The 16,383-nt window shown below is 67.4% G+C and carries 9 protein-coding genes; 5 read left to right on the forward strand and 4 right to left on the reverse strand.

Features of this window, described 5'->3' with window-relative positions; translation table 11 throughout:
- Nucleotides 1-17: 17 nt before the first annotated feature.
- On the forward strand, nucleotides 18-839 hold the full coding sequence (locus ACZ64A_RS02815) for a helix-turn-helix domain-containing protein (RefSeq protein ID WP_451714164.1): 822 nt from the start codon (nucleotides 18-20) through the stop codon (nucleotides 837-839).
- On the forward strand, nucleotides 836-1,021 hold the full coding sequence (locus tag ACZ64A_RS02820; RefSeq protein ID WP_164457301.1) for a DUF397 domain-containing protein: 186 nt from the start codon (nucleotides 836-838) through the stop codon (nucleotides 1,019-1,021). The genes ACZ64A_RS02815 and ACZ64A_RS02820 overlap by 4 nt, the downstream gene beginning before the upstream one ends.
- 52 nt (nucleotides 1,022-1,073) lie before the next feature.
- Here ACZ64A_RS02820 and ACZ64A_RS02825 read toward each other — a convergent pair whose 3' ends face one another.
- Genes ACZ64A_RS02825 through ACZ64A_RS02840 form a run of 4 tightly spaced genes read right to left on the reverse strand, consistent with a single transcriptional unit; the run spans nucleotide 1,074 to nucleotide 9,833 of the window.
- Nucleotides 1,074-4,346: a type I restriction endonuclease subunit R gene (locus ACZ64A_RS02825; protein ID WP_469807781.1), complete on the reverse strand. Its 3,273-nt coding sequence runs from the start codon at nucleotides 4,344-4,346 to the stop codon at nucleotides 1,074-1,076.
- Nucleotides 4,343-5,653 (reverse strand): restriction endonuclease subunit S, encoded by a 1,311-nt coding sequence (locus tag ACZ64A_RS02830; RefSeq protein ID WP_469807783.1) that lies wholly within the window; start codon nucleotides 5,651-5,653, stop codon nucleotides 4,343-4,345. Before ACZ64A_RS02830 ends, ACZ64A_RS02825 begins: the two co-directional genes overlap by 4 nt.
- Entirely contained in the window at nucleotides 5,650-7,689 is a 2,040-nt protein-coding gene (locus tag ACZ64A_RS02835; protein WP_469807784.1) for a type I restriction-modification system subunit M, read from the reverse strand. The genes ACZ64A_RS02830 and ACZ64A_RS02835 overlap by 4 nt, the downstream gene beginning before the upstream one ends.
- A gap of 14 nt (nucleotides 7,690-7,703) precedes the next feature.
- Nucleotides 7,704-9,833: an N-6 DNA methylase gene (locus ACZ64A_RS02840; protein WP_469807785.1), complete on the reverse strand. Its 2,130-nt coding sequence runs from the start codon at nucleotides 9,831-9,833 to the stop codon at nucleotides 7,704-7,706.
- 237 nt (nucleotides 9,834-10,070) lie between these two features.
- Here ACZ64A_RS02840 and ACZ64A_RS02845 point away from each other — a divergent pair, with 237 nt between their 5' ends.
- The 3 genes from ACZ64A_RS02845 to ACZ64A_RS02855 are packed head-to-tail and all read left to right on the forward strand — an operon-like array spanning nucleotide 10,071 to nucleotide 16,324.
- Nucleotides 10,071-11,717: a PD-(D/E)XK nuclease family protein gene (locus tag ACZ64A_RS02845; protein ID WP_469807786.1), complete on the forward strand. Its 1,647-nt coding sequence runs from the start codon at nucleotides 10,071-10,073 to the stop codon at nucleotides 11,715-11,717.
- Complete coding sequence (locus ACZ64A_RS02850) at nucleotides 11,707-12,828, forward strand: restriction endonuclease-related protein (protein WP_469807787.1); 1,122 nt, start codon at nucleotides 11,707-11,709, stop codon at nucleotides 12,826-12,828. Before ACZ64A_RS02845 ends, ACZ64A_RS02850 begins: the two co-directional genes overlap by 11 nt.
- Entirely contained in the window at nucleotides 12,821-16,324 is a 3,504-nt protein-coding gene (locus ACZ64A_RS02855; RefSeq protein ID WP_469807788.1) for a pPIWI_RE_Z domain-containing protein, read from the forward strand. The genes ACZ64A_RS02850 and ACZ64A_RS02855 overlap by 8 nt, the downstream gene beginning before the upstream one ends.
- Nucleotides 16,325-16,383: the final 59 nt, after the last annotated feature.

Here is a 16,383-nt window from a genome sequence, read left to right on the forward strand (position 1 = left end):
CGCGGGAGGTGCCTGGTATGGCGGGCAACGGTGAACCGGAGACTTCGGAAGCGCTGAAGACCTTTGGCGCGGTGCTGAAGGCTCTGCGGGACAAGGCGGGCCTGACACAGGAGGACTTCGCGCCGAGGGTGCGATATTCGACGCACTATGTCGCATCGATCGAGCAGGGGCGCCGCTTCCCGCCGAAGGACCTTGTCGAGCGGGGCGAGGAAGTCCTCGACGCAGGTGGGGTGTTGCGAGCGGCCGCGAAGTACCTGACCCGGAGAGTCGGGCTGGCCTCGTGGTTCCGGGAGTGGGCGGCGATCGAAGAGGACGCGATCAGCCTGTACGCCTACGAGTGCCGGGTGGTGCCGGGGATGCTGCAGCCGGAGGCGTACATCAGGGCCGTGTTTGACGCCAGCTTGCCACCGCTTACGGAGGAGCAGATCGAGCGGCAGGTCATGGCCAGGCTGGAGCGGCAGAAGCTACTCATCGAGCGGCGGAATACCGCCTTCAGCTTCATGGTCGAGCAAGGCTTGATGGAGCGGCAGACTGGCGGCAAGGAGGTGACGCGGATCCTCATTGACCATCTGCTGGAGGTGGGCCGATTGCGGAACGTTGAGATCCAGATCATGCCTGCTCAGCAGCCGGATCACGCCGGCCTTGACGGGCCGATGTACCTGGCGGAGACCTCCGAGCACCAGTGGATCGGCTATGCGGAGGGGCAGCAGCACAGCGACTTGATCACTGCCCCGAAAGACGTCAGCGCGATGCTCCAGCGCTATGGGAAGATGCGCTCGCAGGCCCTCGGCCGAGAGGCCACCGTGTGCCTGCTGGAGCAGATGCGAGGAGCGCTATGAGCACCACCGAGCTGGCCTGGTTCAAGAGCAGCTACAGCGGTACACAGGGCGACAACTGTGTGGAGGTGGCTGCCGTGCCCGAAGCCGTCTACGTCCGGGACTCGAAGGACAAGCAGGGACCGCAGCTGGCTGTGGATCCCACCGCTTGGACGGCGTTCATCGGATACGCCTCGGAGAGCTGAGTCACGGCGTAGGTAGGGAGGGAGCGGTGGGTTCCGCCCCCTCCCTCGCGTATCAGCGCGTGTCCGGCAGATTGTGCCGGCGTCGGATCAGGCGATACGCCGCCCGCCGGGCCTCCTGGAGGAGTTTGCCCTGGAACTCCTCGTCGGAGAAGTACTTCTCCGTGAACTTGGTGTCCGCCTCAGCGCGCTCGATCATGATGTCGCGGAAGCGCTTGTTGAAGGGGTGCTCGAAGTCCCCCTCGTTGCGGGCCGCAACGGCGGCCTCCTGCAGGTCCTGGTCCTCTGCGGCGGCGACGATGCGTTCCTCGTACATAATGCGGTCGGCCTCGCTCAGGCCGAGCCCATGACGCTCGTTGAAGTCGTCGATGATCTCGGAGAGCAGAGCCTTTGCCGGGTCCTTGTACACGCCGACACCGTCCCCGCCGTACGGCGGCAGGTCCTCGGCGTCCTCGTCGGTGAGGCTTATGTCGTACTCGCCGACCTTCGTCACCCGCATGTGGGTGAGGTCCAGCTCCCCAACGTCGAGGGACGGATCGTGCGGAGGCGGGGGCAGGACGTTGGCGAGGTGCTTGCCGTACAGGTAGAGCCGCTCCAGGTCGGTGTCCGGGTGGGGCATGAGCTGGGACAGGAAGCCGTACTGGCGCAGGAAGTCCTGAAGGTCGGAACGGAACTGCTCGGCGGCTTCCCGGTCCTTCTCCTGGAGCTCGACGAAGCGGGCGCGCGCCCCGTCCGTGTGTCGGTAGAGGGCCGCGTGGGCCTTCTCCCACTTGCGTTCGGCGGGCTGGCCGGCCGTGACGGTTCCGGCAGCGGGCTGGGCCTTGGCGAGAGCAGTGATGAAGGCGCTCATCTCCTCCGGGTACAGCAGCCTGTGGTCCATGACCTTGCGCTGGGCGGGGTAGAGGAGGTTCGGGTCGGCAGGCTCGGTACGGGCCTCCTTGAAGTAGGGGGCGTACTCCTTCTTGATGTCGTCGGGGTCGTTGACGAAGTCGAGGACGAACAGGTCGTCCTGGTTCTTGAGAGGGTGCGTGCGGTTGAGCCGGGAGAGGGTCTGCACAGCGGCGACGTCCGTCAGCGGCTTCTCCACGTACATGTGGGTGAGGAGCGGCTGGTCGAAGCCGGTCTGGTACTTCTCGGCCACGACCAGGATGCGGTACTCGGTGCGCTGTGGTGCGCCGCCTGGCTTACCGGTGCGGAGGGCGGCGTGAGGGTCGTCGGCGCGGGTGTAGGCGAAGGCCTCGGGGAGCTCCTTCTCGGAGATGCCATTGATCTCGGCCTCGGTGACCTTGACCTTCTTGACCTCCCCGTCGATCTCCTTCTCCACCTCCAGCTCGCCGGAGAAGGCGACCAGGATGCCCAAATCCTCGCAGTCCAGGTCCTTCGCTGACTGGACGAGGTGCTTGTGCATCTCGTACGCGGCCTTGCGGGAACGGGTCACGACCATGGCCTTCGCCCGGCCGCCGAGACGACGGCGGCCATGGGTGGCGAAGTGGTCGATGACGATCTCGGCGTGCTGGGCCAAGGTGATCGGGTTGAGATAGACGAACTTGGCAAGCTCGCCCTTGGCCTTGTCCTCGGCCACCTCGATCTCGTCGGCGCCTTCCTTGTCGACCTTCCAACTGGTGCTGTAGCGCCAGTAGTTGCGGAGGGGGTCGAGGATGAAGCCCTCCTCGATGGCTTGCTTCATCGAGTAGACGTGGAATCCCCGCATCAGGCCGGTGGCGGGGTCCTTCACACCGAAGAGGTTCAGTGTCTTACGCTTGGGCGTGGCGGTGAAGGCGAAGTACGAGAGCATCGGATGCATCTTGCGCTCGGCGGCGGAGGAGGTGAGGAAGTCCTCCTCGTCCGTGCTCGTGTTCTCTTCGGCGCCCAGACCCCGCAGCACCTTGCGGAGCTTGGCGACGGAGTCACCGGACTGGCCGGAATGCGCCTCGTCGACGATGATCGCGACCCGCTTCTCCTTGAGCGAGGAGACGCCCTCCAGGATATACGGGAAGGTCTGCGCCGTCACGATGATGATCTTCGTACCGGTGTTGGCGAGGGCCTCGGCGACCTGTTTGGACTTGGCCCCGTCCTGGGCCTTGATGCGCTGGACGACTCCGGGAGTGTGGTCGAATTGGTAGATCGTGTCCTGGAGCTGGTCGTCGAGGACCGTGCGGTCCGTGATGACGACGATCTTGTGAAAGACGGGCTTGTTTGCCTCGATACGGCTTTCGTCGACGGCCTTCGGGTCGAGGGCGTCGGGCTCGGCGGAGCCGTGAAGTACTGAGAGGTGATGAGCGAGCCAGCCGATGGTGTTGGACTTTCCGGAGCCGGCGGAGTGCTCGACGAGGTAGTTCTGCCCCGAACCGTAGCGGGCCGCGTGGGCGGTGAGCTTCCGGACGGCGTCCCACTGGTGGTAGCGAGGGAAGATCAGCGTCCGGTCGTGGACGGAGATGCGGCGGGCGGTCCCGGCGCGGCCCTTCTTATGCTTGGGGTCCTCGACATGCAGGAACCTCTTGATGAGGTCCAGCCAGTTGTCTCGCTGCCACACCTCCTCCCAGAGGTAGGCGGTGCGGTAGGCGGGGCCGTCCGGGGAGAGAGCCGGGTTGCCGGCGCCACCGGGGTTGCCGGGGCCTTCCGAGCCCCGGTTGAAGGGGAGGAAGTCGGTCTTCTGCCCCTTGAGCTTGGTGGTGAGGAAGACCAGCTGTTCGTCCACAGCGAAGTGGACGAGGGCACGCTTGGCGAAGATCAGGTCCTTCGGGTCGCGGTCGAAGCGGTACTGCTTCTTGGCGTCCTCGGCGGTCTGAGGGTGGGCGGAGGCCGAGCTCTTGAGCTCCGCGGTCGCCACGGGGATGCCGTTGACGAAAAGGACGAGGTCCAGTTCCTTGGTGTGGTCTGGGGAGTAGCGCAACTGCCGGGTCACGGAGAGGCGGTTGCGGCGGTAGTTGTCGAAGGCGTCCTCGGCGATCGCATGCGCGGGCCGGAAGTACGCGAGGTCGATATGCAGGCCACGGTCCTTGACGCCGTTGCGAAGGACGTCTAGCGCGCCGCGCTGGTCGATCTCCTTGGCGAGGAGGCGTACGAACTCGCGCATGGCGATGTTCGCGGCGTCATTGCCGGCGTCTACGCCAGCAAGCTCCTTGAGCTTGTCCAGGATTTGGGGCTGCGTTGCCCCGAGGAAGTCCCACACCTGCGCGGTGTCAATTCCGAGCTCCGCGTCGTAGTCGCCGGTCTGCCCTGCGCGCCACTTGTTGGCGATCAGTGCCTCGGTGACGGCGACCTCGAAGGCCTCCTCGCTGGCGGCGCGGACCTGCGCCGGGACGGGGGCTGGGGTGGCGCTGGTCATGCGGCGTCCACTCCTCGGGCGGTGGTGACATCGAGTTGGCCGGTTACGGCGGCGGTGATGAGGGCTTGGCGGCGCTCGGCCAGCAGGGCGAGTTGTTTGCGGACCGAATCGACGAGGCCGTCAATTTTGGCGTTCTGCTCGCGGATACGCTTCACGATCGCTTGCTGCTCCTGCATGTTCGGCAACGGAATGCGAAGCATTTGAAGGTCGGGGACGTAGATGGTCTTGTGAGTAGACCCCATGGCCAGCCGACCAAGGAGGTCACTACGCATTGCCCTGAGACTCCACAGCAGGTAGTAGGGGTCGAGACGTGGCCCGCAAGTCCACGTCACGAAATCCTGACTTGTAGCCATATCCAGCCCCATGACGGCGGAGTACCCCGCCGACGCGGTTCGGCAAAGAACGACAGTGCCCGCCGGGTGAATTTCGGCGGCACTGTTGTCCAAACCGAGCATGCTGATCTTCTCGCGCGTTTCCGTGATGGTCTCACGCCGGTCATCACGTACTTGGCTGACCTCGCCAGTTGTGATCCACGGGATTGTGCAATCTGTCCACCACTCAGGGTTTGAGCGACTTGGGGTGTGACCACTACCCATGCGTGCCAGGAGTCCCAGGCGTACCTCCTGCCACTCGAGAGGGATCGTGTCTGCCCAAGCCAGGGATGACGGGCGGTGGTTTGATGTGCGTGCGCCCGTCACCTCCGCGAAGATTCCAGCCTCTCGCCGGCTTTGAAGCTTTGCGACCAGGCGCTCCTGTGCTTCAATCAGCTTATCCATGCGTGTTGTTTCCGTGTCGAGGAAGTCGGCAATGCGTCGCTGCTCCCCCAGCGGAGGTAGCTTTACGGGGAGCACTCGGAGTGCGTCGTTGTCGATCTCGACTTGGTTTGGCCGTACGCCGCGTGAGAGCGCGGCGTATTCGGTTGCGTAAACGTCCGAGCGGAAAAGCCAGTTCAGGAAGCGGGGGTCCTCATTGTGTTGCGGTCGAAAGCAAATGTAGTGTCCCGAAACGATCCCGCGGAATGGTGAAATCCCCACTGATCCTTGCCATGCCTTCATGCGGTTTACGACCAGCCACCCTGGATGGATAAGCTGATAGATGCTGCGGTCCAGCGCCGCCTTGTTGAAGTTGTCATGTCTGCTCTCGCGCTTCACTACACCATGCTCGCGATAAACGCTCAGTAGTTCCTCCTGTGGATGCCCGACGTCTTTGATGCGCTCGAACATCGACCACAAGGGAACCGTGCGCCAGTTAGAAGGCCACGACACGCTAGAGGATGTGGATAGACCGGTGTTGCAGATCGATGTCATTCGGTCACCTCGCCCAGCAGCGCTTGAATTTGCTCCTCCAGCGCCTTCAGCTCCGCGTCGATCTCCGACAGCGGCCTCGGCGGCGTGTACACGTAGAAGTGCCGCGTGAACGGAATCTCGTAGCCGATCTTTGTCTTTTCGTGGTCGATCCACGCGTCCGGCACGTGCGGCAGTACCTCGCGCGTCAGGTACGCCTCCACGTCCTCGTCCAGCGGGACGTTCTCGTAGTCCCTCAGCTCCGGGTCCGGCTCGGGCTCGCCCTTCTTCAGTTGGACCTCACCCTCGGGGTCCCGCACGCCAATCAGCTCTCGTAGAGCCTTCTGGAAGGCCGTTGCCTTCGACCACGCGACGCCGGCCTCGGCCAGCGCGGCGTTCACCTCGGCCCAGGCCTCCTTCTTCGTGGCCCAGACCTTCCCCATCAGCGGCTTGAGGGCGTCCACGAAGCCCTCGACGCCCTCACCCTCGCCGAAGTGCTTCTGCATCGCCTTCGACTCGCGCGCCTCCTCCAGCGTCTCCTCGGTCACCTCGAAGCGCAGCTTCAGCGGGCGCTCGACCGTGATGCGGTGATAGCCGAAGTCGCGGTTGCGGAAGACCTTCACCCTGCCGTGCAGCTCGTGCGTCTCCTCCTCCGCGATCGACAGAGCCTCGCCGTACAGGCGCATGATGTCGTCGATCTGCTGTTCGCTGATCATCTTCCGCTTGTCACCCAGCGACTTGCGCATCTTGACCCAATAGTCCCGCGCGTCGACGAGCATGACCTTGCCCTTGTGGGCCGGGTCCTTGCGGTTCGTCAGGATCCAGAAGTACGTGGAGATACCGGTGTTGTAGAAGAGCTGGTCCGGCAGGGCGACGATGGCCTCCAACCAGTCGTTCTCCAGGATCCAACGCCGGATCTCGGACTCACCCGAGCCGGCCGCGCCCGTGAACAGGGGCGAGCCGTTGAAGACGATGGCGATTCGGCTGCCGCCGTCCTCGACCGGCTTCATCTTGGAGATCAGTTCCTGCAGGAACAGCAGTGAACCGTCGTTGATGCGCGGCGTTCCGGCTCCGAAGCGGCCCCGGTGGCCGAGGTCGTCCCGCTCACTCTCGACGTCCTCCTTGACCTTCTTCCACTCCACGCCGAACGGCGGGTTGGAGAGCACGTAGTCGAAGGTCTTGTCCCGGAAGAACGGCTTGCTCAGGGTGTTGCCCAGCTGGATGTTCTCCACATCCTGATTCTTGATCATCATGTCGGAGCGGCAGATGGCCCACGACTCGGGGTTGAGCTCCTGGCCGAAGACGAAGACGTTGGCCTGCGCATTGTGCTGGAGGATGAACTCCTGGGCGGCGCTGAGCATGCCACCCGTACCGCACGTGGGGTCGTACACCGTCCGCGTCATCTTCGGGACCTTGATCTCGGCCATGTCCGGGGCGATGAGCAGCCCCGCCATCAGCTTGATGACCTCGCGCGGCGTGAAGTGCTCACCGGCCGTCTCGTTCGACTCCTCGGAGAACTTCCGAATGAGCTCTTCGAAGGCGTACCCCATCACATGGTTCGAGACGGTGTTGGGGTGCAGGTCGTGGTCTGCGAACTCCGACACGACCTTGTGCAGCAGCCCGGTGTCCAGCAGGCGCTGGATGTGCTCCTCGAAGCGGAACTGGGCGAACACCTCGCGGACGTTGTCCGAGAAGCCGCGCACGTACTTCGGGAGGTTGTCCTTCTCGTCCTCCGGCGCTCCCGCAATGTCCGCGAGAGTGTGCTGGGTCCTGTTGTAGAAGGCGTAACCCGACTCGGCGGGCAGGAACGGGTCCGACTTCACCCCCTTCGCCGTCCACCGCTCATGCGTCTCCAGAACCTGCTTCCGGGTGGGCTCCAGCACGCACTCCAGCCGGCGCAGCACCGTGAACGGCAGGATCACCTTGCCGTAGTCAGAGCGCTTGTAGTCCCCGCGCAGCAGGTCGGCCACTTGCCAGATGCGGTTCGCCAGCTTCGTCGCTGCCGCATGATCAGCAGCGGACTGGGCGTTGGGGTTGGTCTCCACGTACGTCCTTAACATCCAAGGTTCTTCGGTCAGAGCGAGAGCGGCACGGCGTCGTCCGCGTCGGCGCCCCGCAGCGCCGCCGCGACGGCGTCCGTCGAGTTACGAGCCAGATCCTGCCCGAGATCGTGGGCCGCCCGCAGGGCCCTGGTGAACTCGGCGATGGTGCGGAAAGCCTCCCCGTACACTCGCTGCCGCTCGATCGGCAGCAACGGCACGCGCACACGACGCGGGTCCACACGCGTGTGGAGGCCCAGTGAGCTGCTCGCGGAGGCGGCCTGATGACCGCCCTCGCTGCTGGACAGGTAGCCCGCGACGAACCACGGATCCAGGAGCTCGGTGTCCGTCACACGGATCTGGTGCAGTGTGGGCGCGGGATACGCGCCCGCGTCCTCGTTCGTCGCCACGCGGGCGACGACGGTCTGGGTGACCACCGGGAGCAGGATGTCTCCGGCCCGGACGGGCTGGTGCTGCAGCGGGTCCTCGGGAGCGGGGCCGGACTCGGAGGCCGGGCGGCCTTCAACGACGTCCCGGGCGGTGACGATTCGGGCCTCCCCTGGACCGGGCGGGCCCTCTGATGTACGCGAGCCTCCCGCCGGGGCCGGGCGGCGCAGGACGACCGCGCCGCTCTTGGCCAGCTCTCCGAGGGACACGGTGCGAATGCCTGCCCGTTCGATCTCGGTGAGCTCGGGCAGCTCGGGGACGGAGGGCAGCCGCGAGAGTAGTGCCTTCAGGTGGTCCTCGACGGCGGACCGGGTCGCGGACAGCGCCGCCAGGGACACCCCGGGCGCGGTCGGTTGCGGCAGGTGACGGCGGGGGGTGACGTCGGCGTCCTCGAGCAGGTCGAGGAGGGGGACAGCGCGGGCCACGCCCGGCCTCGGTGTGAAGCTGCCGGGATCGGCCGCGTACTCGGACCAGATGCTGGCGATCAGCTCGCGCGGATCGGTCTCCGCGCTCGCGTCGACGACCAGCAGCCGTTCCGGGTCCGGGTCGTCCACGCTCGGGTGTCGTAGCACCCAGATCTGCAGGGCCAGCGCGTAGTGGGCCGCGTACCCGCCTGGGAGGGAGATGACCGCGCGCAATGCTCCTCGGCGCAGCAGCTCCACGCGGATGCGCCGGCCGGACGGGCGCGAGGCGACGGCGGGCGGGAGCAGAAGAGCCACCGGCGCGCCGGGAGCCGTGTGGGCGAGGGTGTGCTGGACCCAGGCGAGCTCCGACTCACCGCGCGGCGGGATGCCGTACTCCCAGCTGGGGTCGGCGGTCAGGTCCTCGTATCCCCAGTTGCGGTCGGCGAACGGGGGGTGGCCGACGGCCGCGCCCGCGCGCCCGCGCGGGAAGGCGGGACGGCGGAGGGAGTCGCCGGTCTGGATGTCGAAGGAGACCGGTGCCGTATCGCCCCTGTCCGCGTTGCGGAAGGCCAGGCGCAGGGCGGCGAGCACCGCCAGCGAGTGGTTGAGCTCCTGTCCTTGCAGTCGGTGGCTCCCCGCTTCGGCGGCGGCGAGGAGGAAGGTACCGCTGCCGCACGAGGAGTCCAGAACCGTGCCGGTGGCCAGCGGTCCGACGAGCGTGACCATGAGGTCGGCGAGTTCACGCGGGGTGGCGGCGAAGCCCGAGCGCGGGCCCTGGGCGAGGAACCGTGCACACAGTTGACCGAAGGTCTCCTCGGCCCCCTCGGCTGCGGCAGTCTCCGCGGCGGCGGTAAGTAGGGAGAGCTGGCGGGCGCCCAGGTCGTATTGGAGGGGGGTGACCAGCTGGCCCAGGCTTCCCACCGCACCTCCGGGGACATGCGCGAAGGTGTGCTCGGCGCGCTCCATGAGCTGCCCGAACCCCGTCTTGTCCCGGGGGATCGGCTCTTCCGGGTGGAGGCGGAGGTGCAGGAGAAGGACACCCGTGAGTGCGAGGGCGTCCTCGGCGGCGCTGCTACCGCGTACGGATTCGAAGGTCTGCCACAGACGCTCGGCCACCGGAATGCGCCGGGCCTTCCCTTGCTGCCTCAGCCAGGCTTCGACCTGCCCGAGGTCGAAGCGCGGGCTGCGGTCCGTGCCGCCGACGGGGCGGGGAAAGTCGTCGTGGCGCTTGCGCCAGTTGCTGACGGCGGTCGGTTTGACGTCGGCGATCCGTGCGATGTCCGCGGCGGTCACCTCCACTCGCCCTGTGGTCATGCTCCTCGGCTCCTCGCGTTCGTCTGCTCGCGCCTCCCCATGCAGGCGCGCCCATCGGTGACCTTACGTGATCCCACCAGCGCCGACCAGGATCACAGCGGACAAATTTTTGGATCACAGATTTGGTTGGCTACGTTCACAGGGGGCGGTGGTATGGTTTCACGGCAGGTTGCTTCGGCGGCCGTGCCGAGGGGTGGGCCGCGCCATGTGCGCCGTACGGAGTGAAGGAGACGCGCAGTGGGGGATGGGGCATACGCGGGCGACTGGCCCCCGCCTGCCGGGCTGAAGGGCAGCGGCGCACTGGTGCGTGTCCAGGCGTCACTGGCCGGCGCGGAGCAGTACACGTGCCTGCACCGCGCGGAGTCCAAGGCGCGGCCCGCAGCCTGGCCTCCGATGCGGCCGAAGCATCCCAAGGGGCGGCTGGAGGACTTCGTCCTCGGGCTGGTCGTGGTCGCCGTGCGGCTGGTGGAGTGCGACGGTGTCGCGTCTGACGAGGCGCTCCGCCGCGTACTGGACCGGGCAGAGCGTCCCCTGCACCGTGCGCAGCAGCGGTATGTACGTCACGCGGTGGGCTCCTGGCTGCAGCGCGACCGGCCGACGGGTGCGCCCCCCGTCATCCCGCAGCCGTTGCCCTGGGTGGCCGCGAGGGAGCGGGACGGCAGGCAGTGGGAGCTGACCGCCTGGGGGCTGCAGCACCACAACCCCGGACGTCGGCTGCGCGAGTTCTCTTTTCTGTCCTTCGGCAGTGTCCGTGACCGGGATGTCGAAGCCGCCCGAGTGGCGATCGCCGCCTACGCCGCCGCCTTCGGTGAACCGGCCGAGCAGGGCGAGAAGCCTGGTCATCCGTACCAGCTGTGCGGGGCGGAGCAGGTGGACCAGGTGCGGGTCGCCCTGACCGGTCTCCACGACGGCTCCTACCGGCTGCTCTTCGAGGGCACGCCCGAGCAGGTCCGCGCCTATTACGAGGAACACGGCAAGGACAGGGTCGCCGAGCTGACTCGTGGCGGACCGGCCACCCCTGGGAAGACCTGCACCGACTGCCGGCGGCTGACCACGTGTGAGGCGCTGCCAAGGCTGCCGGGGCTGCTCGGCATCCCAAGCGCGCGGACCCCGCGACCGCTGAGACATGTCTCGGCGAGTGACCTGCGCTACTACAACAGGTGCCCCGCCCAGTACCTCGCGTACAGCCAGAACCTGCCGCGCACGGGCGAGTACAGCCCGGAGAACCTGCTCGGCAAGGCCGTGCACGCCCATCTGGAGACCAATCACGGCGGCGTGATCGCCCCCTGTGCGGCCCACGACATGCCGTGGGCCGACACCGAGTGGGGCGACGAACCGCACCGTATGAAGGGTGAGTTCGCCCGGACCGGCTCCCGGATGCTGGCCCAGCACCTCGACCTGTGCCCCTTCAACAACGAGAACGTCACCGACGTGCAGATCGAGCCCCGGCTCGCCTTCTACGACACCGCCGCCAACGTCATCGTGCTCGCCAAGCCCGACATGCTGTACCAGGACAACGGATCTCCCGTCTGGCGCGAGATCAAGACCACGCAGAGCGACGACACCTTCCGCGGCGACCCGTTCACGTACGACCCGCAACTGGCCCTCGCGGTGGTCCTGCTCGCCGAAGGCGCGCTGGACGGCGACCCGAAGGGGGCGCGGGTGGAGCTGGAAGTGCTCAGGCCCGACAGCGGCGATCCCCTGGTCATCGAGCCGTACCACGAGCCCGAACGGGTCGCGCAAGCCCGCCGGTTGATCTACTCGTATGCCGAACCCTGGCGCAGCGACGAGGTGTTCACCCCCAAGCCCGGACGGCACTGCCGGATCTGCCCGGTGTCCGAGTGGTGCGGGAGCGCGCTGAAGGAGGCCAACGGTGAGCGCTGAACAGGGGCGTGGGGACGCCGAGCGGATGCTACGGCTGGTCGCCACCGGCCTGGTGCGGCTGTCGCAGCTGCGCGGGCCGGGGGATCCCGTCTACCCTGACGCCACACAGGCTGCCTACAACCAGTTGGTGCTGGGCTGCCTGCGGCTGGGGAAGCCAGCCCCGGGAAGTGTGCCGGAGCTGGCCAGGTGGGCCTGCGAGAAACCGCTGGCCGAGTGGTGGCCCTTCGGCCTGCCGGACGAGGAGACCGGCGGGCTGCGGCTGGTCGACCCGGACACGGCCGTGCCCGTACAGGAGTGCCTGGAATGGGCGATCTCCGCCCCCGACCCGGCAGCTGAGCAGATCGAGAACGAGCTGCTGGGGGAGGCTCTGACCCTGTCCCGGGCGGCCAAGGACCCGGACGCGTACACGGCCTTCCGCAGACTGCTCATCGAGCGCCCCGTCCTCACCGGTGCCGAGATCGCCCTCCTCGGCTCGGACCTGGATCTCGCTCTGCTGCACGCCACGGTCAAACGCTGCTACGAGCCGGTGACCGCGGCCCACGTCGGCAACGGACACTGCACAACCTGCGCCCGCTGCGGCTGTCTGCTGGTGCCGCTGCGTGACGGCGGGTACGCGTGTCAGCTCGACCGCTGCCGACGCGAGACGGTCAGGGCGGGACGCCGGATCGCTCCCACGGCATCCGGCGGGCTGTATCACCTCACCCGCCCGCTGCGCACGTTCATCACCGGCCCGGGGCTGGCCGAGACCGGACTCGAGGCGGAGCTCGCCGGCCTGGGAATCCAGGTGCGGATGTGGCCCAACTACGACGCGTACGACCTGCACATCACCCTCCCGGGCGGGAGCGTGTGGGCCGTCGACGTCAAGGACCGCGCCAACCCTGCCCTGCTCGCCCGGGGCACCACACCACTGCGCTGCGATCCGCCCTACGACCGGGGGCTGCTGATCGTCCCTGCATACCGCTTCCAGGAGCGGGACGGCTACCGCGAGGTGTTCTTGCACCACCTGCCGGAGGAAACCGGCGGGCGTATCGAACTGCTCACGGACAAGGAACTTCTGTGCCAGGCGAGGGCTGCCCTGGGCACGACGAAGAAGGGAGGTCGGAATGCGTGACCGCAGCGGCTGGCATCGAGAGCTGACCGGTCCTCTCAAGGAGGCGTGGCCCGCGGAATCGGTGTCGCTCCGGCCGGGCGAGCTCCTCGACGTGGAACTCGGCCTGTATCTGTTGCAGTCGGTGATGCCCGCGCGTGCGGCAGGGGACGCCTGGACGCTGTTCAGCGGCTACCCCTTCGGTGAGGCATTCGGCGACGTGCGCACCGCGGAGCAGCGGCTACGCATCCAGCGGGCTCGCCATTATCTGCTCAATCTGCGCCGGCGCAGGGAGTGGAGACTTGCCCTGGAGGCATACATCCGCGTCCCCCAGGAACTGCGTGGCTTCGACCTGGAGTCGGCGGACTGTGTGCCGGTGCGCCGGGCACCCGCGCGAGCTCCCCGCCGCTTCGAGCGCTACGAAGAGGTGCTCGCGAGCCCGCCCCCGTACGCGCTGCGGCGGTTGCCGCTCGCCCATGCCGGTGAGTACGTGTTCCCGGTACGCGACCGGCGCTACGCCGTCACCTTCACCGAGGACATACTGCAAGACCCCGAGACGGCGGGGCACGACATCCAGACTCTCCCCACGGGAGAGGGGAAGCCGCTCGGCGTCAACTGGGCGGAGCTCGAGCGGGCCGCACACCGCATGGACGAGATCGAGGCCGGCCAGGAAGGTGTACCGCTCAGCTGCTGGGCAGCCCGGCTCGCCCGGGTCGAACTGCTCGTACGCGACGAGGACGAGGGCGCGTTCACGGCCGGCGGCACGCTGCGCGTCGACGGGCTGCTGCATCTCGTCGGCATGGTTGGGGCGGGCAAGAGCACCCTGCGGGACATCCTCACCTTCTGGGCGGTCAAGGAGCGGGGACTGCGGATCACTGTTGTCGTCGGAGATGTGGCCGAGACTCTTGCCGTCACCGAACTCCTGAACAGACTGGACGTGCGTGCCGCACCCGTACTCGGGCAGTCCACGAGGGAGCGGCACATCCAGCGCCTGCACCGGCGCATCGCCTCCACGGGCGCCCCCAATCTGCTCACACACCGGCACGACGGCTTCGCCTATGTCAACAGCGCCTGCCCGCTCGACGCCCTGCGCGGAGTGGAGGCCGAGCGGCCGCTGCGGATCGGCGAAGCCCCGTGCGGCAACCTCTACTCAGTACGCCGGGAACCCTTTGGGACAGGCTCGACGACGTCTCCCTTCGGCGCCGAGACCGACACCGGCGAGTCGACGGGCATATCGGATCCCGAACCGGAGATCGACGAGCGGCCCAAGCGACACGGCTGCCCCCTGTGGTCGCGCTGCCCACGTCACCGGGCCACCCGGGAACTTGTCGAGGCCGATGTATGGGTGGCGACTCCGGCGAGCCTGGTCCACAGTTCCGTACCAGAACAGCTTCAGGAAGAGCGGCTGCGCTACCTGGAGCTTGCCTGCCGCATGAGCGACCTGGTGGTGATCGACGAGGCAGACCGGGTCCAGATGCAACTCGACACGGCCTTCGCCCCGGCGGCCACGCTGGCCGGGCGCGCGCCGAACTCGTGGATTGACGAGGTCGCCGGCCACGCGCTGACCGAACTTGCCCGTCATGCCCGGCTCCAGCTCTCGGCACGAGACGTCGACGACTGGACAAACGCCGTGAACACGGTGCGTGCGGCGACTGACCGACTGTACGCGCGGCTCATTCAGAACCGGCCGCTGCGGCTCTGGATCACCCAGGACTACTTCAGTGCGCTCACACTCCACCAGTGGCTGATCAACACCTGGTTCCCCGAACTCAAGGACACCGACCCCGGTACGGCCTCCGAGGGCACGGAGCGGACGCACAGGGAGCGGCAGCGGGCGCGGATCGACCGCATCCTCGACCGGTTCCGTGACGACCCGCTCCAGCCCCAGCCGACGGCGACCGGGAACGCAGACGAGGACAGCAGGGACGAGGCCGCCGTCGTCAACGAACTCGTCCACCTCACACTGGGGCTGCTGCATGCCCCCCATGGCTCGGTGACACGTTCGCGGGCGCGGGCGGTGCTCACGCGGCTTTTGGATGGCGCCGTGGACCTCGACGAGGCCGGGCATCCCCATGTGTCCCGCTTCGAGTTCACCCTGGTGCTTGCGGCCCTGCACCACCGGCTCAACTTCATGACGGGCCTGTGGCAGCGCGTCGAAGCCGCCCTTAACCTGGATGCTGCGTCCAATGTACTGTCGCGACGCCCGCCGCGCGACTACGAGCCGATGATCCCCGAATCGCCCATGGGTAACGTGCTGGGCTTCCAGTTCCAGATCGACGAGCGGCGCAAGGACGGCGAGCAGAGCGGTGAACTGCGGTTCTTCCGCTGCAACGGCGTGGGGCGGGAACTGCTCCTGATGCTGCCGGAGCTGACGGCGGTGGACGGCCGGCCCGGCCCGCATGTCTTGCTGATGTCGGCCACCAGCTGGGCGGGGACGTCCAGCCGCTACCACGTGCATGCCGATGTGGACGCGGTCCTGAGGCCACACCCCGATGAAGTCGAGGCGATTCTGCGTACCGAGTTCCGGAAGGAGTTCCTCCACTGGCCTGGTGGGAGCACACCGATTCGGCTGTCCGGCTGCGACCCGGAGGAGCGCCCCCAGGCGCTGGTCCAGATGCTGCACCAGCTAGCCGAGCCCGACCGTAGTCTCACGGATGCGATCAGCGCGCTGCAACAGGAACTCGACGACATCGACGACCCCGAGCGCAGGCGCATCCTCCTGCTCGTCGGAAGCTACGAGGAAGCCAGGAAAGCAGCCGAGTACCTCAACTCGATTCCCGAGTGGACCGGAAGGGTCAGCCGTCTTGTCTCCGACGACGCCGACCTGGACACCGCGTGGACGGTGTTGCCGCGCAGCACGGAGCCGCGGCCTCTGCGGCGCGGTGACGTCGCGGGCTACGCCAGGGGAGGACAGGCGGACGGAGAAATCCTGGTGGCCCCGCTGCTTGCTGTCGAACGTGGCCACAACATCGTTCTCCCTGGAGGGAAGGCGGCCATAGGAACCGTGTACTTCCTGGCACGCCCGCATCCCCGCCCCGACGACATCGCGCTCGCGGTCCAGGCCGTCAACGACTGGGCCGTACGGCAGGTCCGCGGCCCGGAGCGAGCCTTCCACCAGGCGGCGCTGGCGGCTGGCACCCCCGACCGGGCAGGTCTTGCCTTCCGCCGGGCCGCCCGCCAGAAGTGGAACCGTTTCCTCACCCGGAGGCTGTCGTGGACGAGCCTGCCGAAGGAGGAGAAGGAGGCGTTCACCTGGGATCAGCTGGTCGTCATGTGGCAGGTGATCGGCCGCCTCGTGCGCGGAGGGGTACCTGCACGGGTCGTGTTCGTCGATGCCGCCTTCTCTCCGCGCGAGGCCGGCCTGCAGGCCACGGACACCCCCGCGACGAGTCTTCTGGCCAGCATGCGGCAGCTTCTCGCCCCCTATTTCACCCCACACTCGCGCGTTCCCGGCATGGACAAGTCCCTGGTCACAGCCCTGTACGAGCCCCTGTACCGGGCGCTGGCCGACATGGACTGACAACGCGCCGCCGCACGCCGCGCCCATCACAGCCAAAGCCACAGTCACGTCCACGAACG

This window comes from Streptomyces sp. NPDC104814, from assembly GCF_055583185.1.